The 18,948-nt window shown below is 64.9% G+C and carries 14 protein-coding genes; 8 read left to right on the top strand and 6 right to left on the bottom strand.

What is annotated here, in order from left to right; genetic code table 11:
* Positions 1-32: 32 nt before the first annotated feature.
* Both ldtR and B5D38_RS05815 read right to left on the bottom strand, forming a co-directional pair.
* Positions 33-545, bottom strand: coding sequence for a transcriptional regulator LdtR (gene ldtR / locus B5D38_RS05820; protein WP_078707425.1), 513 nt, complete (start codon positions 543-545; stop codon positions 33-35).
* Positions 546-671: 126 nt separating this feature from the next.
* A complete protein-coding gene (locus tag B5D38_RS05815) occupies positions 672-1,130 on the bottom strand; it encodes a DUF6163 family protein (protein WP_078707424.1) in 459 nt (152 codons plus the stop codon).
* A gap of 238 nt (positions 1,131-1,368) precedes the next feature.
* On the opposite strand from B5D38_RS05815, the gene hemB reads away from it, so the two are divergent.
* The 4 genes from hemB (at position 1,369) to B5D38_RS05795 (ending at position 5,646) form a co-directional block, all read left to right on the top strand.
* Positions 1,369-2,403, top strand: coding sequence for a porphobilinogen synthase (gene hemB / locus B5D38_RS05810; RefSeq protein WP_078707423.1), 1,035 nt, complete (start codon positions 1,369-1,371; stop codon positions 2,401-2,403).
* A gap of 89 nt (positions 2,404-2,492) precedes the next feature.
* Entirely contained in the window at positions 2,493-2,960 is a 468-nt protein-coding gene (locus tag B5D38_RS05805) for an RDD family protein (protein WP_078707422.1), read from the top strand.
* 104 nt (positions 2,961-3,064) lie between these two features.
* Entirely contained in the window at positions 3,065-4,885 is a 1,821-nt protein-coding gene (locus B5D38_RS05800) for an SLC13 family permease (RefSeq protein ID WP_078707421.1), read from the top strand.
* 17 nt (positions 4,886-4,902) lie between these two features.
* Positions 4,903-5,646, top strand: coding sequence for an arginyltransferase (locus B5D38_RS05795; protein ID WP_078707420.1), 744 nt, complete (start codon positions 4,903-4,905; stop codon positions 5,644-5,646).
* Positions 5,647-5,702: 56 nt separating this feature from the next.
* Here B5D38_RS05795 and parC read toward each other — a convergent pair whose 3' ends face one another.
* The gene (gene parC / locus B5D38_RS05790) at positions 5,703-7,943 is read right to left on the bottom strand and encodes a DNA topoisomerase IV subunit A (RefSeq protein WP_078707419.1); all 2,241 of its coding nucleotides are present in this window, start codon (positions 7,941-7,943) and stop codon (positions 5,703-5,705) included.
* 225 nt (positions 7,944-8,168) lie between these two features.
* Between parC and B5D38_RS05785 the strand changes: the two genes are divergently transcribed.
* A complete protein-coding gene (locus tag B5D38_RS05785) occupies positions 8,169-9,344 on the top strand; it encodes a hypothetical protein (RefSeq protein ID WP_078707418.1) in 1,176 nt (391 codons plus the stop codon).
* Between the two features lie 108 nt (positions 9,345-9,452).
* Here B5D38_RS05785 and aspS read toward each other — a convergent pair whose 3' ends face one another.
* On the bottom strand, positions 9,453-11,237 hold the full coding sequence (gene aspS / locus B5D38_RS05780) for an aspartate--tRNA ligase (RefSeq protein WP_078707417.1): 1,785 nt from the start codon (positions 11,235-11,237) through the stop codon (positions 9,453-9,455).
* Between the two features lie 223 nt (positions 11,238-11,460).
* On the opposite strand from aspS, the gene B5D38_RS05775 reads away from it, so the two are divergent.
* The 3 genes from B5D38_RS05775 to B5D38_RS05765 all read left to right on the top strand — a co-directional run bounded on the left by B5D38_RS05775 (position 11,461) and on the right by B5D38_RS05765 (position 15,118).
* Positions 11,461-12,114: a DUF1236 domain-containing protein gene (locus B5D38_RS05775; protein ID WP_078707416.1), complete on the top strand. Its 654-nt coding sequence runs from the start codon at positions 11,461-11,463 to the stop codon at positions 12,112-12,114.
* A gap of 124 nt (positions 12,115-12,238) precedes the next feature.
* On the top strand, positions 12,239-13,396 hold the full coding sequence (rnd, locus tag B5D38_RS05770; RefSeq protein WP_078707415.1) for a ribonuclease D: 1,158 nt from the start codon (positions 12,239-12,241) through the stop codon (positions 13,394-13,396).
* Positions 13,397-13,435: 39 nt separating this feature from the next.
* Positions 13,436-15,118 (top strand): ArnT family glycosyltransferase, encoded by a 1,683-nt coding sequence (locus B5D38_RS05765; RefSeq protein ID WP_078707414.1) that lies wholly within the window; start codon positions 13,436-13,438, stop codon positions 15,116-15,118.
* A gap of 33 nt (positions 15,119-15,151) precedes the next feature.
* Here B5D38_RS05765 and B5D38_RS05760 read toward each other — a convergent pair whose 3' ends face one another.
* Positions 15,152-16,681: a Ppx/GppA family phosphatase gene (locus B5D38_RS05760; RefSeq protein ID WP_116002589.1), complete on the bottom strand. Its 1,530-nt coding sequence runs from the start codon at positions 16,679-16,681 to the stop codon at positions 15,152-15,154.
* Positions 16,665-18,869 (bottom strand): RNA degradosome polyphosphate kinase, encoded by a 2,205-nt coding sequence (locus B5D38_RS05755; protein WP_078707548.1) that lies wholly within the window; start codon positions 18,867-18,869, stop codon positions 16,665-16,667. The genes B5D38_RS05760 and B5D38_RS05755 overlap by 17 nt, the downstream gene beginning before the upstream one ends.
* Positions 18,870-18,948 lie beyond the last annotated feature (79 nt).

The raw sequence follows: 18,948 nt of genomic DNA, 5'->3' as shown, positions 1-18,948 counted from the left end.
CGACCCGAGGCGCTGGAGGTCGCCTGAGGGGACTAGAGCCGGTAGAGGATCTGATCGTTCCAGAACCGGTCGAGGCGCTGCAAGGCCTTGTTCATCTTCTGGAATTCCTGCTCGTCGAGCCCGCCGACCTTGTCGATCGAACCGATGTGACGCTCGTAGAGCTCGGCCACGACACCAGCGACCTCGCGGCCGGCCTCCGTCAGCTGCACCCGAACCGCGCGGCGATCGACGCGCGAGCGCTGATGATCGATGAACCCGAGATCGACGAGCTTCTTCAGATTGTACGAGACGTTGGAGCCGAGATAGAAGCCGCGGGAGCGCAGCTCGCCAGCGGTCAGCACCGCATCGCCGATATTGAAGAGGAGCAGCGCCTGGACGGCGTTGATGTCGGTGCGGCCGTTGCGATCGAACTCGTCCTTGATCACGTCGAGCAGGCGCCGATGAAGACGTTCGACGAGCTGAAGCGTTTCGAGGTAGAGATTCTTGAGTTCGGTCTTCTCTTCAGTCGGCTGCTTCGGCTCGGGCTTCGCCTGAACGTACTTCATAGTATTGTCTCCGCTGTTGATCGTGATGGGGATTATTTTTTTGGTCCCATCTTGATCACGACATTAGCCCTCGCCTCTAAAATTCGACTTAAACTCCAGGCTTAACAGGTTGTTACGTTTGGCGGATCACATCTCGTGCTTAATATCGGGTATACTGCTGGGGCGGGATTTAAGCCGTTGCGCAGCCTCCAGCTCACCCACGAGTCGAAGAACGCCGAGCATCGCCAGCCCAAAGAGGTGAAAACCCAGAAAGAAGAGCTTGCCACTGAACAGGAAGGGCAGACCGATATGCATAATCGCCTCGGCGCCGGCCACCAGCAGCCACATCACGGGCCCCCAGGACATCAGCGTCCAGAGGCCGATGCCGGCGACCGGATAGAGCACCGCGAGCGCCGGCGCCGCCACCTGCCAGGCGAAGGGCATGAGATCGAAGCGCCAGAGAGCACCGTCGAAGATGCCCACCAGCCGGACCCAGTAGTAGATCCCTCCCCCGAACAGGAAGAGGCCGAAGCCCCGCTTGAGGACGGTGGTGAGAATGCGGTTCAGAGCCGCAGCCTTGTCGCCGGGGCGCACAGGAACGGTCATCGGCGCGGCGCTCCCTTTTTGGATTTTTTGTTTCAACGGGCGTTCGCTTCCTTTTGCCTCAATGTCTCCGATATCTTGCGCACGTTGTCGAGCCTCGCCTTCGGGCCTATACCCCACGCGTTCGCGGATCAGGCCGTGACCGACCCGGTCTGCGCCGCATCAACTCAAGCCGGCCGGCGGGGCCGGTTATCCGTCCGCCCGGCACCACACAATTCCTTCAAAATAGAGGCCGCACCTTATGGACCGTATCGAGGGCAAAGCCAGCGAACTCACCCAGCGCATCGACACGGTCACGGGCGGGCGAAGAATGCGACGGCTCCGGCGGACCGACTGGGCGCGCCGGCTGGTCAGGGAAACCTCGCTATCGATCAACGACCTGATCTGGCCGATTTTTGTCGTCGACGGAAACAACATCGTGAAGCCTGTCGCCTCGATGCCGGGTGTCCATCGCTATTCGGTGGACCGGGCCGTGGATGCGGCGCGCGAGGCGGCCGATCTCGGCATTCCTGTACTGGCCCTCTTCCCCTACACCGATCCCTCCCGCCGCGATGAGGCAGGCAGCGAAGCCTACAACCCCGACAATCTCGTTTGCCGCGCGACGCGCGCCATCAAGGCCGCCATTCCCGACATCGGCATCATGTGCGACGTCGCCCTCGACCCCTATACGAGCCACGGCCACGACGGTCTCATGGAAGGCGAGACCATCCTCAACGACCCGACGGTCGAGGCGCTTTGCCGCCAGGCGCTGGTCCAGGCCGAGGCGGGATGCGACATCATCGGCCCCTCGGACATGATGGACGGGCGCGTGTCCTTGATCCGGGAGACGCTGGACGGCCACGGCCTGCGCGACACGCTCATCATGTCCTACGCGGCCAAGTACGCCTCAGCTTTCTACGCCCCCTTCCGCGACGCGGTGGGTTCCGCCTCGATGCTCAAGGGTGACAAGCGCACCTATCAGATGGACTACGGCAACGGCGACGAGGCATTGCGCGAAGCGGCGCAGGACATCGCCGAAGGCGCCGACATGATCATGGTCAAGCCGGGACTGCCCTATCTCGACATCCTGACGCGCCTCAAGGCCGAATTCTCCATGCCGACCTTCGCCTACCAGACCTCCGGCGAGTACGCGATGATGATGGCCGCGGTCGGCAATGGTTGGCTCGATGAGGAACGCGGCACCATGGAGGTGCTGACGGCCTATAAGCGCGCCGGCGCCGACGGCATTCTCACCTATTTCGCTCCGAAGGTCGCCGCCCGGCTCAAGGCGAGATGACGACTCCGGCGACGCTTTGAAATCGGAGGACGCGCTCACCATCTGAAATTGCGGGACCCGAAGGCGAGGTCCCGCAACCGGAGACAAGGATGATGAGCGACCAGGCGGCAGGCTTCGTTTTCGACACGCGACTCGACGAGCCGCGCGCCTATCGCGGCGTGCGCCGGCGGCGGATCGTCTCGTTCCTCCTCGACTATTTCTTCATCGCGCTCCTCACGATCCCGGCGTCCATCATCGTATTTCTGCTGGGAATCCTGACGCTAGGCCTCGGCTGGATGCTGTTTGCCGTCCTGGTGCCGCTGGTCGCCGCGATCTATGTCGGCTTCACCATGGGCTCGCGAGGCCACGCGACCCCTGGCATGCGCCTCGCCGGCATCAAGATCGAGCGCCTTGATGGCGGTCCCATCGACCCGCTCTTCGCCATCCTCCACGGCGTCCTGTTCTGGGCCGGCAACGTGATTCTCACGCCCGCCATCCTGCTCTTCGGACTGCTCACCGCGCGCAAGCAGCTCGCCCATGATCTGCTGCTCGGCACGGTGATGATCCGCGACGAATAGGCGTAAGCGCAAGCGGCGGAAACGCATCCCGCCGCAGCCGGGGCTTGCGGTCGGGCCGTTCTTCGGGGGATGAAGGAGACTTCACGGGGGACGGCACGCAGGCAATGCACGGCATTCATCTCTGGCTCACCTATCTCATCCTGGCGGCCAGTGTCGTCGGCTATTCAAGCGATCGATTTTCGGTGGAGGCAGTGGCGGGGTGCTCCCTCGCCGCCTTCCTGCTGCTCTTCGGCCTCTTCCCCTATGCCGACCCCTCTGGCGCCCTTGTTTCGCCGGCCGATCTCTTGGCCGGGTTTGCCAACCCCGCGCTTATCACGGTCCTGGCGCTGCTCATCATCGGCCAGGGTCTCTTCGCCACGAATGCCATGGCAGGCCCCGCGCAGGCCCTGACGCGCTTCGGCAACGCGGGCGACGCCGGCGGCATCAGCATCGTCCTGCTGGGTGCGGCGGCCTTGAGCGCGGTTCTCAACAACACGCCGGTGGTGGTGATCTTCATCCCGATCCTCACCATGTTGGCGGCCCAGCGGAACATCGCCTCGCCGCATGTCTTCATGCCGCTGTCGTTCCTGACCATCCTCGGCGGCATGACCACCCTCATCGGCTCATCGACCAACCTGCTGGTGGCCGGTGTCGCCGCCCACGCGGGGATCAACATCGGCTTCTTCGACATCACGCTGCCTGGTCTGTGCATAGCGTTGGTCGGAGGGGTCTACGTGCTCGGCGTGATGCCGCGCATCCTGTCGCCGCGCGACAGCGACGAGCAAAGCGCGTCCGCGCTGTCCGGCAAGCAGTTCATGGGAGAGATCGTCCTTGGAGAGAACCATCCCTTTCTCGGACTTTCGGCCCGCGCCGGCCTTTTTCCAGGGCTCGGCGAACTCACTCCGCGCATGATCCTACGCGGCGAGCAGCCGATCCTCCCCCCTTTCGACGAAATCACCTTGATGGCAGGCGATCGCCTGATCGTGACTGCAACGCGCAAGGCGATCACCGGGGCGCTGTCGCGCGGCAATTTGACGATCCGCGCCATCGCACCGGCGGGCGAGGCAGCGACCGAGGAGCGCATCGGCCCCGATACGGTGATGGTGGAAGCCGTCGTCGCGCCGGGCTCGCGCTTTGCCGGGCGGACGATGCAGTTCTCAGGGCTCAGGACGCAATTCGGCATCACGCCCTTCGGCCTTCAACGCAAGGCGCGTATGGCGCGCGCCGCCCTTTCCGACATCCGCCTGGAGCCGGGTGACACGCTTCTTCTGTTCGGCAGGCGCGAAAACATCTCGCGATTGCGCGGCAACCACGACCTCCTGCTGCTCGAATGGTCGGTCCAGCCGGTGCCACAGACGACCAAGGCCAAGCTCGCCGTCGCGATTTTCCTGGCGGTGGTGCTTCTCTCGGCGTTGCGCGTGTTGCCCATCGAGGTTTCGTCCGTCGTCGGCGCTGTGGCGATGATGGCGACGGGATGCCTCACCACCGGCGAAGCGGCCCGTGCGGTCGACCGGCAGATCTTCATGCTGGTGGGGGCGTCGATCGCGGCGGCGACGGCGCTGGAGCGCACGGGAGGAGCCGCGCTTGTCGCCGAAAGCGCGGTGACTGCCCTTTCCGGCCTGCCGGTGGCCTATCTTCTGTCCGGCCTCTTCCTCGTCATCGCCGTCCTGACGAACTTTCTGTCCAACAATGCCACGGCGGTGCTGTTCACGCCCATCGCCCTCGACATGGCAAGGCGCCTCGGCGCACCGCCTGCGGCATTTCTCTCCTGCGTCATTTTCGCCGCCAACGCGTCCTTCGCGACTCCCATCGGCTACCAGACGAACCTTCTGGTGATGGGACCAGGGCGCTACCGCTTTTCCGACTTCGTCAAAGCGGGTGTTCCCTTGGTCATCCTGGTGTGGTTAACATTCTCTCTCGTCAGTCCTTGGTTCTATGACCTCTGAAAAGGATTAGCGCGTTCATGACAGCGCACGCCCAGGCGCCGCAGTTCTTCCTGACCGCACCTTCGCCGTGCCCCTATCTGGCAGGCCGGCACGAGCGAAAGGTTTTCACCCATCTGATCGGCGATCGCGCGCCCGAACTGCTCGACCTTTTGACGCAGGGCGGCTTCAGGCGCAGCCAGAACATCGCCTATCGCCCCGCCTGCGAGCGTTGCCAAGCCTGCGTCTCGGTGCGAATCCTGGTCGATGACTTCCTTCCCAGTCGGTCAATGAAGAGGGTTCTTGCGCGAAACGCCGACATCAGAGCCGAGATGCGGCCGGCCAGCCCGACGAGCGAGCAGTACAGCCTTTTCCGGCACTATCTCGACGCCCGGCACACGGGCGGCGGCATGTCGGAAATGAGCGTCCTGGACTTTGCGATGATGGTCGAGGACACTCAGGTCGCGACCCAGATGATCGAATACCGCCGCGATGATCCGAATGATCCGGCGGGCGGGCGCGGCGAGTTGATCGCCTCGGCACTGACCGACGTCATGGGCGACGGCCTGTCGATGGTCTATTCGTTCTACGATCCGGACTTCGAGGACCGCAGCCTCGGCAGCCTGATGATCCTCGATCATATCCGGCGCACCAAGGCTCTCGGACTGCCCTACCTCTATCTCGGATATTGGGTCGAGGGCTCGCGCAAGATGGCCTACAAGATCCGCTTTCAGCCCCAGGAGCACCTGACACCCCACGGATGGGAGCGCTACGAAGGCCGCTGACCCCGACGGACCGCCGAGCCGCCAAGCCCGGCTACTGCAACCAATCTCCCCGGCTGCTATCCGAACTTTCCGCTCTTCGGGAAGCCCTTCGGCACCATTCGCCCGGCCTGCGCCCGATCACCACGCCATTCGATGAGGTCGTCCTCGGAGCGGCGGAATTCGCGCCCCGCCACATCGTGCCAGATGAGCCCCTCGCCCATGGCGAACGTCTTGACGTCCGAAACCCCGCCATCCTTGTAGCGCTGCAGGCGCACGCCGCGGCCGCGCGTCATTTCCGGCACCTGGATCAGCGGGAAGACCAGCATCTTGCGATTCTCGCCGACGATGGCGACACTGTCGCCCGTCACCGGCACACAGGCGACGAGACGCATCTTGTCGCCGACATTCATCACCTGCTTGCCCTTGCGCGTCGAGGACAGCATCTCTGCCTCGCGGATGACGAAGCCGGTGCCGTCCGAAGAGACCAGTAGACGCTTCGCCTCAGCCGAGGCGGAAAAGCCGGTGACGACGTCCTGCTCGTTCTCCATGTCGAAGGCGAGGCGGATCGGCTCGCCCTGCCCTCGCCCGCCGGGAAGCTTGTCGGCGCCGATGGTGTAGGCCCGTCCGCCGTTCGTCAGGAACACCAGCTTGTCGGTCGTCATCGCCGGAAAGGCGACGCGAAGCGCGTCCCCTTCTCGGAACGACAGTCCCGAAAAGTCGGAGAGATGACCTTTCAGGCCGCGCAGAAACCCTTTTTCCGAAAGGACCACCGTCACTGGCTCGCGCTCGATCAGCGCCTCGGCGATCTCTTCCATGCCGCGATTGGGCGCCTCGGCGAAGAGCGTGCGCCGGCGCCCGAGCTTGGTCTTCTTCGAGAAGGTCTCGCGCACCTCGCGCACCTCGCCCGCGACGCCCTCCCACTGCTGTTCCTCAGAGGCGAGCAGCGCTTCCTTCTCTGCCTTCTCGATCGTCAGCGCCTCGTGCTCGCGCTTCAGCTCCATCTCCTCCAGCTTGCGCAGCGAGCGCAGCCGCATGTTGAGAATCGATTCGGCCTGAAGATCCGTCAGCTCGAAAACACGCCGCAACTCGGCCTTGGGCTCATCCTCCTCGCGGATGATGCGGATGACCTCGTCGAGGTTCAGGAAGGCGATCAGATAGCCGGCGACGATCTCCAGCCGGCGCTCGATCTGGTCGAGCCGGAACTGGGTGCGCCGAACGAGCACCTCGCGCTGATGCGCCAGCCACTCGGTCAGCACCTCCTTCAGCGAAAGCACCTTCGGCACCTTGCCGCCGGAAAGCACATTCATGTTGAGCGGAATGCGGCTCTCCAACTCGGTGAGCCGGAAAAGCGATTCCATCAGGAGCTGCGGATCGACGGTCCGGCTCTTCGGCTCGAGAACGATGCGCACGTCCTCCGCCGATTCGTCGCGCACGTCGGCGAGCAGAGGCAGCTTTCGCGCCGAGAGCAGATCGGCGATCTTTTCGATAAGGCGCGACTTCTGCACCTGATAGGGGATCTCGGTGACCACGACGACATAGCCGCCGCGCCCCGCCTCCTCCTTCTCCCAGCGGGCGCGCACCCGGAAGGCGCCCCGGCCGGTGGCATAGGCCTCGCGGATTTGTGTGGGGCTTTCGACGACGACGCCACCAGTCGGGAAGTCGGGCCCCTGAATGTAGCGCAGGAGCGTGTCGATATCGGCGTCCGGCTTTTCGATCAGCTTCAGGGCGGCGTCGCAGATTTCCGCGACATTGTGCGGTGGAATGGCCGTCGCCATGCCGACCGCGATACCGGAGGAGCCGTTGGCGAGAAGGTTCGGGAAGGCGCCGGGAAGAACGACCGGCTCCTTGTCCTCCTCGTTGTAGGTCGGACGGAAGTCGACGGCGTTCTCGTCGATGCCGCGTAGCATCAGGACGGCGACGTCGGTCATGCGCGCTTCGGTGTAGCGCATGGCGGCGGCGCTATCGCCGTCGATGTTGCCGAAGTTGCCCTGCCCGTCCACCAGCGGGTAGCGCACGGAAAAGTCTTGCGACAGGCGCACCAAGGCGTCGTAGATCGAGGCGTCGCCGTGGGGGTGGAACTTGCCCATGACGTCGCCGACGATGCGCGCGCATTTCTTGTAGCCTTCGCCGGGATCGAGCCGCAGCACGCGCATGGCGTGGACGATCCGCCGGTGGACAGGCTTCAAGCCGTCGCGCACGTCCGGCAGCGCCCGTCCCATGATCGTGGAGAGCGCATAGGCGAGATAGCGCTCTTCCAGCGCCGTCTTCAAATCGACGGCTTCGATGTCCCCGCTCGGCGGATCTGCGTCTTTCCCCATGGCCGTCTGTTTACGGCACACAATCACCGGGAACAAGGCCGGAACAGAGTTGTCCAGAAGCTTGACGGGCAGCTGTTAACCCTAGCTTCTCATCCCGCGACATAAGGCAGCCATGAATTTCGGGCTCGGCTCTTGCCGCGGCGCGACAAATCGCCAAATGGCGGGCAGGCCGGCTGTTGCCGCGCACTTTACCATCGACCCGACTCCGCCTCTGAGGAAAACATTATGAAGACCCCCATCCGACTGGCGCATCTCGTGACCGGCACCGCGCTCCTCCTCGTCTCGGGCGGCTCCGCCCTGGCTGCGGACGCGAATGCCTTCGCCAGTCGTCTGACGGCCGTCCTGGCCAAGAGCCAGCTCACCCTGACCTATTCCGACGCCAAGGCCGATGGCGACGACGTCATCCTCTCGGGCGCGAGCGTCGCGGCCAATGACGAGAAGGTGGACCTCGGCGATCTTACGTTCTCCGGCGTCGAGGGCTCGCCCGAGGAGGGATATACGGTCGCCGAATTCGAGAAGGACATGACGGGCAAGGATTGGTCCGTCGAGGGTCTGAAGATCCAGGACCTGACGATCGCCGGGACCTCGACCGACCCGAAGTCCGCGCCGGCGGCCGACGTCTTCTTCAGCGACCTGACGCTCGACCAGCTCGAGATCAAGGACGACGGGCGCACCGCCTTCACGACGAAGGACGCCAAGATCACCAACACGACGAGCGACAGCGCCATCAGCAGCGAGTTCGATCTCGGCACGATCGACATGGACGTGCCGGAAGACTCCGACGCGAGGGCGGCCGGCACGTTGAGAGAGATCGGCTACGACCACCTTTCGGGCAATATCTCCGGCAAGGGCAGCTGGACCAAGAGCAGTGGCGAGCTGACGCTTCAGCCCCTCACGATCAAGGCGGACGACGCCGGCACGTTCAACTTCTCCTACAAGGTGCTTGGCTATACGCCAGAATTCATCGCCTCCCTGAGCCAGCTCCGCCAGCAGATGCAGAGCCAGCCCGAGGGCCAGCAGGCGGCCGGAATGGCGGTCATGGGCCTGATGGCCCAGCTCCAGCTGAGCCGGATCGTCCTTTCCTACGAGGATGACTCCCTCGCCAACCGACTGCTGGACTTCTATGCCAAAAAGGCCGGCCAGCCGCGCGACCAGTATGTCCAGACGCTGACGGGCAGCCTCTCGCCTATGCTGGCATCGCTCAAGAACCCTGATTTCCAGAAGCAGATCGAGGACGCCGTTTCGACGTTCCTCAAGGACCCGAAGTCGCTTTCGATCCAGGCAGAGCCCGCGCAGCCCATCGCCGCGGCCCAGATCATGGGCGCCGCCATGGCCGCGCCGCAGACCATCCCGACCCTCTTGGAAGTGAAGGTCGAGGCGAACCAGCCCGTAAGCGAATAGAACTCCTGAGGAGTTGAAGAAAAAGAAGCGGCGGTGGAGCTCTCTCCACCGCCGCTTCTTTTTGGAATGGCCTTTTGGGGGAACGGGTCTTTCGACCCGTCCTGGCCGCTACTTCGTCTGCGGCGCGATGCGCAGGCCCAACTCGCGGAGCTGAGCGGGCGTGGCCTCGGCCGGGGCGCCCATCAGAAGGTCGTAGGCCTGCTGGTTCATCGGGAAGAGCGCGATCTCGCGCAGGTTCTTCGCCCCGCACAGAAGCATGACGATGCGGTCGACGCCGGCCGCCATGCCGCCGTGAGGCGGCGCCCCATACTGGAACGCGCGGTAGAGGCCGCCGAAGCGCTCCTCAACGGTCGCCCGGTCGTAGCCGGCGATCTCGAAGGCCTTCACCATCGTCTCCGGCTGGCTGTTACGGATGCCGCCCGAAGCGATCTCGAAGCCGTTGCAGACGATGTCGTACTGGAAGGCCTTGATCGAGAGCGGGTCCTGGTTCGTCAGCGCCTCCATGCCTCCCTGCGGCATGGAGAACGGATTGTGCGAGAAGTCGATCTTCTTCTCCTCCTCCTGCCATTCGTAGAAGGGGAAGTCGATGATCCAGGCGAGTTCGAACCGGTCGCGATCGACGAGGTTCAGCTCTTCGCCGACCCGCGTGCGCGCCGCGCCGGCGAAGGCCATGAACTTGTCGGGGCGTCCGGCGACGAAGAAGCAGGCGTCGCCCGCCTCAAGCCCGAGCTGGGTGCGGATCGCATCGGTGCGCTCTTCGCCGATGTTCTTGGCGAGCGGTCCCGCGCCCGCCACGGCGCCGTTTTCCTCGCGCCAGAATATGTAGCCGAGTCCCGGCTGCCCCTCGCCCTGCGCCCAGGAGTTCATGCGGTCGCAGAAGGCGCGGCTGCCACCGGTCTTGGCCGGAATCGCCCAGACCTCAACCTTCTCGTCATTCGCGATCATGTTCGCGAACACCTTGAAGCCCGAACCGGCGAAATGCTCCGTCACCGCCTGCATCTCGATCGGATTGCGAAGATCCGGCTTGTCGGAGCCGTATTTGCGCATCGATTCTGCATAGGGAATGCGCCGGAACGTTTCGGAGACCGGCTTGCCGTCCGCGAAGGCCTCGAAGGTCTTGCGGATCACCGGCTCCATGGTCTGGAAGATATCTTCCTGCTCGACGAAGCTCATCTCCACGTCAAGCTGGTAGAACTCACCATAGAAGCGGTCGGCGCGCGGGTCCTCGTCGCGGAAGCAGGGCGCGATCTGGAAATACCGGTCGAAGCCGGAGATCATCAGAAGCTGCTTGTACTGCTGCGGAGCCTGGGGCAGCGCATAGAACATGCCGTTATGGAGCCGGGAGGGCACCAGGAAGTCGCGCGCGCCCTCGGGCGAGGAAGCGGTCAGGATCGGCGTCTGGAACTCGGTGAAGGCCGCTTCCTGCATGAGCGTGCGCATCTTGGTGATGATCTGCGTGCGCCGCACGATGTTCTTGTGCAGCGTCTCGCGCCTGAGGTCCAGGAAGCGGTACTTCAGTCGGATATCCTCGGGATATTCCGGCTCACCGAACACGGGCAGCGGCAGCTCCTTGGCGGCCGAAATCACCTCGATGCTGGTGGCGAAGACTTCGATCTCGCCGGTCGGCAGCTTGGGATTGACCGCCTCCGAGGCGCGCGCCTTGACCTCTCCGTCGACCTTAATCACCCATTCGCCGCGCACCAGCTCGGCCGTCTTGAAGGCGGGAGAATCCGGGTCGATGACGATCTGCGTCAGGCCGTAATGGTCGCGCAGGTCGATGAACAGAAGGCCGCCATGGTCGCGGATGCGGTGGGCCCATCCGGAGAGGCGAACCGTCGCTCCGACATCCTCCTGGCGCAGTTCCGCGCAGGTATGCGTGCGATAGCGGTGCATGGGTCTTGTCCTGAATCTGTCGGGCCGCGGCGAGGACGCCGCCAGCCGTTCCTGGCGCATTGAAATCGGGGTCGGACAAGCGCACGCGCGCCCCGGGATGTCAAGGTTGCTGGCCGGGCGAAGCGCAATAGGCGTGCGGCGACCGGTGGTTTTCGCGGGAACCTCCACGCGCGCCGGACGGTTAAGCGCGCCGAAGGAACCATTCAGTCAGGAGAACCTCTCCATGAGAATCAGCACGATCGCCGCAGCCATCGCTCTCGCGGGCGCGGCGGCCACCCCCTCGCTCGCCCAGACGGCGGTATCGGCGACGACCGACCTCAACGTGCGCGCCGGCCCCGGCCCGACCTACGACATCGTCGGCGTGATCCCAGTGAGCGGCAGCGCCTCGCTGATGGGCTGCACCGAAAGCGGCTCCTGGTGCCAGGTGAGCGCCAACGGCGCGCAGGGCTGGGTCTATTCGAAGTATCTGACCACCGACATGAGTGGCCAGACCGTGGTCATCACCGAGCACCGGTCCGATCTTCAGGTGCCGGTCGTGACCTATGAGAACGACCAGGGCGCCAGCACCACGGCGGGCGCGGCGAGCGGCGCCATGGCCGGCGCGATCATCGCGGGCCCGGTCGGCGCGGTCGTCGGCGGTGCAGCGGGCGCGGCCACCGGCGCAGCGCTCAACCCGCCCGAACAGCGCATCGAATATGTCCGGAGCAACCGGGTCGACCCCGTCTACCTGGAAGGCGAGCCCGTGGTGGGCGCGACGCTGCCCGATACCGTCGTCCTGCATCAGATTCCGGACTACAGTTACCAGTATGTCTACGTGAACGGCCAGCCGGTCCTCGTCGATCCCGGCTCACACCAGATCGTCTACGTCGTGCGCTGACCGCCTCGACGTCTTCCAAGCCCCGTCGCCTGGATCAGGTGGCGGGGCTTTTTTTCTGTGTCTGATTCATCTTTTACGGCGCGGATCGTTTTCCAAGGTCCGCGACATAGGCTAAATCGGGCAAATGGACCCGATCACCACCACCGAGGGCCTCGATGAGGCGTGCCGCACCCTCACCAAGGCTGATTTCGTCACCGTCGACACGGAGTTCATCCGCGAAACGACCTTCTGGCCCGAGCTCTGCCTCATTCAGGTCGCCTCGGACGAACTGGCTGTCCTGATCGACCCTCTCGCGGAGGGGCTCGACCTGTCTCCCTTTTGGCGTCTCATGGCGGAGCCCCTGGTGATCAAGGTGTTTCATGCCGCGCGGCAGGACATCGAGATCATACACAAGCTCGGCGGGTTGATCCCGGCGCCTCTCTTCGACACCCAGATCGCCGCGATGGTCTGCGGCTTCGGCGAATCGATCGCCTATGACGCGCTGGTCGCCAAGACCACTGGCGAGCGTATCGACAAGACGTCGCGCTTCACCGACTGGCGCCATCGTCCGCTCTCCAAGCAGCAGCTCGACTATGCCCTGGCGGACGTGACGCATTTGCGCGACGTCTATCGCGCGCTGAAGGGCGAGATCGAGCGGGAGAACCGCGTCCACTGGCTGAAAGAGGAAATGGCGGTTCTCTCGGCCCCCGAGACCTACGATCTCGACCCGGAGAACGCGTGGCAGCGCCTCAGGATGCGGGTGCGAAAGCCCATAGAGCTGGCCGTCCTCAAGGAGGTCGCGGCATGGCGTGAGCGCGAGGCCCGGTCCCGGAACCAGCCGCGCGGCCGCATCCTCAAGGATGAAGCCATCTACGAGATTGCCCAGCAGCAGCCGAAGGACGAGGCCGCCCTCGCCCGCCTGCGCACGATCGCCAGGGGGGTGGAACGCTCTCAGACCGGCCGCGAGGTTCTCGCCGCCGTGGCCCGGGCCGTCGCCATTCCGAAGGCAGATCTGCCGCCCGTGCCTCGCCAGCCGACGCCTCCCGAGGGCGCGGCGGCCGCCGTCGAGCTTCTGAAGGTACTGCTGAAGATCGCCGCCGACGAACATTCGGTCGCCGGCAAGATGATCGCCTCGTCCGACGATCTGGAAAAGCTCGCGGCCAAGGGCGCCGAAGCCGACGTGCCGGCCCTGTCCGGCTGGCGCCGGGAAATCTTCGGGAATCGTGCTCTGGAGCTGTTGAATGGCCGGGTCGCGCTCTGCTTCCGCAATCGCCGGGTGGCGTCCGTTTCGCTTGATGCGTGACGCGCCGGCCGGGCCTGCCCGCCTTCGGAGCCGCGAGCGATGACGACGCATGAAGGCCCGATGCAAGCGGGACAGCTGGCGCAGCCGTGGCTGCGTTGGCCAAGGCTGGCGCTTGCGCTGTTCTGCCTAATCCTTTGGCTGCCGGGGCTGTTCAGTGTGCCGCCCATCGATCGGGACGAGGCGCGCTTCGCCCAAGCCTCCAAGCAGATGATCGAAAGCGGCGACTATGTCGACATCCGCTTTGGCGAGGAGCCGCGCTACAAGAAGCCGGTCGGCATCTATTGGCTCCAGGCGACGGCGACCCAGATCGCCGGCGGGGGGCATCTCAACCACATCTGGACCTACCGCCTGCCCTCCCTGCTCGGGGCCCTTTCCGCCGCACTTCTCGCCTTCTGGTGCGCGCGGGCCTTCGCCAGCATCGAAACCGCATTCTGGGCCGCGCTGTTCTTTGCCGCTTCGCTGCTCCTCGCGGTCGAGGCGACGCTTGCCACAACGGACGCAGTCCTGACGGCGGCGATCCTCGTTTTCCAGGGCTTTCTCTTCCGCCTGCACCAGTCCGCGCGTAGCGCTCTCGCGCCTCCGGGACGAGCGATGGCCGCCGCCGCCTGGGCGGCGCTTGGCCTCGCCATCCTCGTGAAGGGCCCCGTGGCGCCGGCGGTGGCGGGCTTGACGGCGCTTGCCGTCTCCCTTTGGGATCGCGATGCGAAGTGGCTGAAGCCCGCGCGCCCGTTGATGGGGCTCGCCATCGCCGCCGTGATCGTGGCGCCCTGGCTCATCGCCATCGCCGTGAAGAGCGAGGGCGCCTTCTTCCAGAAGTCGCTCGGCCACGATTTTCTCGCCAAGGTCGCCTCGGGGCAGGAGAGCCACGGCGCTCCCCCCGGCTACTATTTCCTCCTATCGGGGGCGACGTTCTGGCCGACGACGCTGTTTCTGCTGCCGGGACTGCTGGCCACGTTCCGCCGCCGCGCCGAGCCGGCGATGCGCTTTCTCCTCGGCTGGGCGATTCCGACCTGGCTGATGTTCGAGCTCGTGCCGACGAAGCTGCCGCATTACATCCTGTCGACCTATCCCGCGCTGGCGATGATGGCGGCCGTCGTTCTCGCCGAAGGGGCGACTAGAGCCGAGAGGGATCGCTTGTCGCGATGGCTCTGGACCCTTGCGGGTCTCGAATACGGACTCGCGCTGGTCGGCTTCGCCGTTGCGGCTCTCGTGGTGCCGCTGTTCTACGGTGACGGCTTTCCCTATCTGCTCGTGCTTCCCGTCGCGCTTTTCGTCGCGGCCGGGGTGCTCGCGCTCGCCGCGTGGCGGGGGGGACGTTTCCGCCGCTCAGCCGGCTTCGCCGTCCTCTCGGCCTTCATCCTCTATCCCACGCTGACGCTCGGCCTCGTTCCCGCTCTCGACCGACTCTGGGTGAGCCCGCGCCTCGCTGAAAGCGTCGGGACCGCATCGACCCCGAACGCCCCACCTCCCGCCGCCGTGGGCTTCACCGAGCCCAGCCTGCGCTTTCTCCTTGGCACAGGCACACTCCTGTCCAACGCCGATGACGCGGCCGACAGGCTTGGGGCCGGCGGTCTCGCTCTGGTCGAGCAAAAGAGCCTTGATAAGTTTCAGGAGGCCCTTGCCGCGCGAGGGCTTAAGGCCGAGCAGATCGACAGCGTCGACGGCTTCAACTATTCGCGCGGCAAACCCGTCACCATCGACGTCTTTCGCCGCGCCCCTTGAGGGCCGGCGAGCTGACGCCGGCGAACGTGACTGTCAGCGCGCCTCCAGCCTTAAGGTCCGTTCCACCAGCTTGGCGAAGTTCTGAAGCCGGTTGTCGACGCGGGAACCGATCAACCCTCCCAGCTCCGGCGGAACAGCCAGGGTGAAGCCGCCGCGCGGGTCCTGGACCCAGCGCAGCCGCTCGAGCAGGCCGGGCGTCGAGGTCGAAAGCAGGTGGGTGAAGCGGAAAAGCGACGCCAGGACGTGGGCCCGGTTGAGCAGCCGCGCATCCACCAGCCGCTCGAGATCCGGCATCGCAAGCCGCTCAAAGCTGCCTTCATGGCGATAATAGTTGGTGAGGCCGAGATAGGCGCGGCCCGGATGGTCCACCGCCGGAAGCGAGGCATGGGCCACCACCGAGAGACTCTGCGTTCCCCGGTAGTCGGGATGGGCGCGCCAACCGATATCGTCGAGCAGGCAGGCGGCATGTCGCAAGCGCTCCTCGTACGGCGTCTCGTCGATACCAAGGGCGACCATCGTCCGGGTCGTCCAGTCGATCAGTTCCTCGGCATGCCGGGGAGCGCGGGTGCGCAGGATGGAGATTTCCTTCGCCGCGACGATCAGCGGGTCCTTCGCGCGCTCCTCCTCCGACAGCATGGCGTGAAGGAAGCCCTCGCGTACGCCGAGGGCAGAGAGATTGATCGACGATGGCTGGATGTGGCGGATGACCGCCCGCAGCGCCACCGCGCCGAAGGCCAGAAGGGTGCGCCGGTTCTTGGATACGGCGGCAATGCCCGGCAGCTTCTCCGGGTCGTTGGCGATGACCGCGTCGAGAAAGGGAACCCAGACATCCGCCGGCTGCGTATAGGCATGCATCACGTGCAGCGGATAGCCGGTCTGCTGCATCAAGAGCTTGGCGAGGTTTCGCCAAGTGCCGCCGACCGCATAGAACGGCAGCCTCTTGCCCTGCCCCTGAACCGCGATGGAGCAGGTCGAGATGTGGCTGTCGGCGATGGCCTTCGCCGTGGCGATGGAATTGCCGGAGAGATCCTGAAGCCGGATGCCGCCGAGAGGCATGGTCATGCCCTCGTCGATCTTGCCATCGGCGACACGGACCACCTCCAGGCTTCCGCCGCCGAGATCACCCACCACGCCGTTGGCGGCATAAAAGCCACTGAGAATGCCCTGCGCCGCGTAATGGGCCTCGTCCTGTCCCGAGAGGATGGTGATCGGCCGGCCGATCGCCTCCTCGGCGGCAGCGATGAATTCCCTTCCGTTCTCCGCTTCGCGGGCGGCGGCCGTGGCGATGGGATAGACCTTTTCTGCACCGGACTGGGCGGCGAGCGCCTTGAAGCGCTTCAGGGCGGCGAGAGAAAGCTCCATCGCCTGGTTGGAGAGGCGATTGGTCTGCGCCAGACCACGACCGAGGCCGCATAGCGCCTTTTCGTTGAACAGCGGCGTCAGCGCCAGCGTGTGGCCCTCGTAAATGACGAGGCGCACGGAGTTCGAGCCGATGTCGACCACCGCGACAGGCTCGCGCCCCGGCAGGCGTCCCCTTGCGTCGGAATCAATCGAATCGGCCATGTTCGGCGCGCTGTCGGGCGATGAGTTTTGGGGCATCCGATTTTACTGCCTTGCCGCGCCCCGAAAGGCTCGGGTTTGTCATGAAATAGCGCTGTGCGTTGAAGGGGCGTTCGCCCTCGGTGGGAACGATCCGCCGCGAGGTGCCGTCGGAAGACAGCGACCAGCTCTGCTGGTTGTCGAGGATGTTGGCGAGCATGATCTGCGACAACACCTGGCTGTGGACCGTCGGGTTGGTGATGGGCACGAGAGCCTCCACCCGCCGGTCGAGATTGCGCGGCATCATATCGGCTGAGCCGATATAGACCAACGCGTGCTCGGACGGCAGACCGTGGCCGTTGCCGAAGCAGAAGATGCGGCTGTGCTCGAGGAAGCGGCCGACGATGGATTTCACCCGGATGTTGTCGGAAAGGCCGGGCACGCGCGGCCGAAGGCAGCAGATGCCCCGCACCACGAGATCAATCTCGACCCCCGCCTGACTTGCCCGGTAGAGCGCGTCGATCACCTTCTGATCGACCAGCGAATTCATCTTCATCCAGATCTGGCCGGGTCGGCCGGCCTTCACATGGGCGATTTCCTGCTCGATATGCTCGAGAATGCGCGGCCTCAGGCTGATCGGAGAGACGGCGACGCGCTGGAGGTCGGTCGGCTCCGCATAGCCGGTGATGTAGTTGAAGATCAAGGCGACGTCCCGCGCGATCACCGGGTCGGCGGTGAAGAAGGACAGGTCCGTGTAGATTCGCGCCGTGATCGGATGGTAGTTGCCGGTGCCGATATGGACGAAGTTGGTGAGCCGCCCCTCGTCGCGCCGCACGACCAGCGAGAGCTTGGCGTGGGTCTTCTTTTCGATGAAGCCGAAGACGACCTGGGCGCCGGCACGCTCCAGATCGCGAGCCCAGCGAATGTTCGCCTCCTCGTCGAAGCGCGCCTTCAATTCCACCAGCGCAGTCACGGACTTGCCCGCCTCGGCGGCGTCGATCAGCGCGCGCACGATGGGCGAGTCGTTCGAAGTCCGGTAGAGCGTCTGCTTGATGGCGATGACGTTGGGGTCGAATGCGGCCTGGCGCAGGAACTGAACCACCACGTCGAAGGACTCGTACGGGTGGTGGATGACGATGTCCTTTTCGCGGATCGCGGCAAAGCAGTCGCCGTTATGCTCTCGGATACGCTCGGGAAAGCGCGGGCGATATGGCGTGAACTTGAGGTTGTCGAGGGGCAGCTTCACGATCTGCGACAAGGAGTCGAGAGCGAGCATGCCCTCCATCACCGCGACGCGGTTCTCGGGAACCTCCAGCTCGCTTGCGACGAAGTTGCGCAAGCTTTCCGGCATTACCGAATCGAACTCGATGCGGATCACCGACCCCCTGCGTCGCCGCTTCAGCGCGGTCTCGAACAGGCGCACCAGATCTTCCGCCTCTTCCTCCACCTCGATGTCGGAATCGCGAATGATGCGGAAGGTGCCGGCGCCGCGCACCCTATACCCCGGGAAGAGCCGGTTCGTGAACAGCGCCAGGGCGCTCTCGATCGGCACGAAGCGCGCCTCGCCGCCCTCGCCGATCGGCATCTCGATGAAGCGCTGAAGCGCCACCGGCAGGCGCAACAGCGCATTCATGCTCTGGGCGCCGCCCTCCTTCACCAGGGAGAGCGCGATCGAGAATCCGAGATTTGGGATGAAGGGAAAGGGATGGGCCGGATCGATGGACAGCGGCGTCAGGACCGGAAAGATCGTCTCGTTGAAGTGCTCTTCGAGCCAGGTCTTGTCAGCTCCCTTGAGCTCCCCGGCGCCGACGATGTGGATGCCGGAGGCCCTCAATTCCTTGACGAGATCGGCCAGCGTCGCCTGCTGCTCGGCTTCGAGCTCCACCACCGCTTCGAGCACCCGTTCGAGTTGCTCCTGAGGCGTCAGCCCGTCCATGCTGCGCACCGCGATCTTCTCACGCACTTGCCCGGCGAGACCGGCCACGCGCACCATGAAAAACTCATCGAGGTTGTTGGCCGAGATCGACAAGAACCTCAGCCGCTCGAGCAGCGGATGGTCGGTGTTCTTGGCCTCCTCCAGCACGCGGCGATTGAACTGGAGCCAGGAAATCTCACGGTTGAAGAAGCGGTCCGCCGGCAATTCGGCGAGAGCGGCCGAGGCTTCTGGCGCGGCGGCCGGCTCGCAATGGCTCTCGGCAAGCACCGCCGGCATGTCCGTGACGATCGGACCATCGCCCGAAGCGGTGGGCTCATCGTTGTTACCGATCCTGGACTCGGTCGCCTCGGCAGGC

Origin of the sequence: Consotaella salsifontis (genome assembly GCF_900167365.1) — a bacterium.
GTDB lineage: Bacteria > Pseudomonadota > Alphaproteobacteria > Rhizobiales > Rhizobiaceae > Consotaella > Consotaella salsifontis.
The sequence above is the reverse complement of the archived record's forward strand: the minus strand, read 5'-3'. Positions and strand labels throughout refer to the sequence as shown.

Excerpts from the sequence above, each read along its gene's own strand:
- rnd (WP_078707415.1), top strand. The coding sequence starts at position 12,239 with ATGGACCCGATCACCACCACCGAGGGCCTCGATGAGGCGTGCCGCACC.
- hemB (WP_078707423.1), top strand. The coding sequence starts at position 1,369 with ATGGACCGTATCGAGGGCAAAGCCAGCGAACTCACCCAGCGCATCGAC.
- B5D38_RS05805 (WP_078707422.1), top strand. The coding sequence starts at position 2,493 with ATGATGAGCGACCAGGCGGCAGGCTTCGTTTTCGACACGCGACTCGAC.
- B5D38_RS05785 (WP_078707418.1), top strand. The coding sequence starts at position 8,169 with ATGAAGACCCCCATCCGACTGGCGCATCTCGTGACCGGCACCGCGCTC.
- ldtR (WP_078707425.1), bottom strand. The coding sequence starts at position 545 with ATGAAGTACGTTCAGGCGAAGCCCGAGCCGAAGCAGCCGACTGAAGAG.
- B5D38_RS05815 (WP_078707424.1), bottom strand. The coding sequence starts at position 1,130 with ATGACCGTTCCTGTGCGCCCCGGCGACAAGGCTGCGGCTCTGAACCGC.
- B5D38_RS05795 (WP_078707420.1), top strand. The coding sequence starts at position 4,903 with ATGACAGCGCACGCCCAGGCGCCGCAGTTCTTCCTGACCGCACCTTCG.
- B5D38_RS05760 (WP_116002589.1), bottom strand. The coding sequence starts at position 16,681 with ATGGCCGATTCGATTGATTCCGACGCAAGGGGACGCCTGCCGGGGCGC.
- parC (WP_078707419.1), bottom strand. The coding sequence starts at position 7,943 with ATGGGGAAAGACGCAGATCCGCCGAGCGGGGACATCGAAGCCGTCGAT.
- B5D38_RS05775 (WP_078707416.1), top strand. The coding sequence starts at position 11,461 with ATGAGAATCAGCACGATCGCCGCAGCCATCGCTCTCGCGGGCGCGGCG.
- B5D38_RS05800 (WP_078707421.1), top strand. The coding sequence starts at position 3,065 with ATGCACGGCATTCATCTCTGGCTCACCTATCTCATCCTGGCGGCCAGT.
- B5D38_RS05755 (WP_078707548.1), bottom strand. The coding sequence starts at position 18,869 with ATGCCGGCGGTGCTTGCCGAGAGCCATTGCGAGCCGGCCGCCGCGCCA.
- aspS (WP_078707417.1), bottom strand. The coding sequence starts at position 11,237 with ATGCACCGCTATCGCACGCATACCTGCGCGGAACTGCGCCAGGAGGAT.
- B5D38_RS05765 (WP_078707414.1), top strand. The coding sequence starts at position 13,436 with ATGACGACGCATGAAGGCCCGATGCAAGCGGGACAGCTGGCGCAGCCG.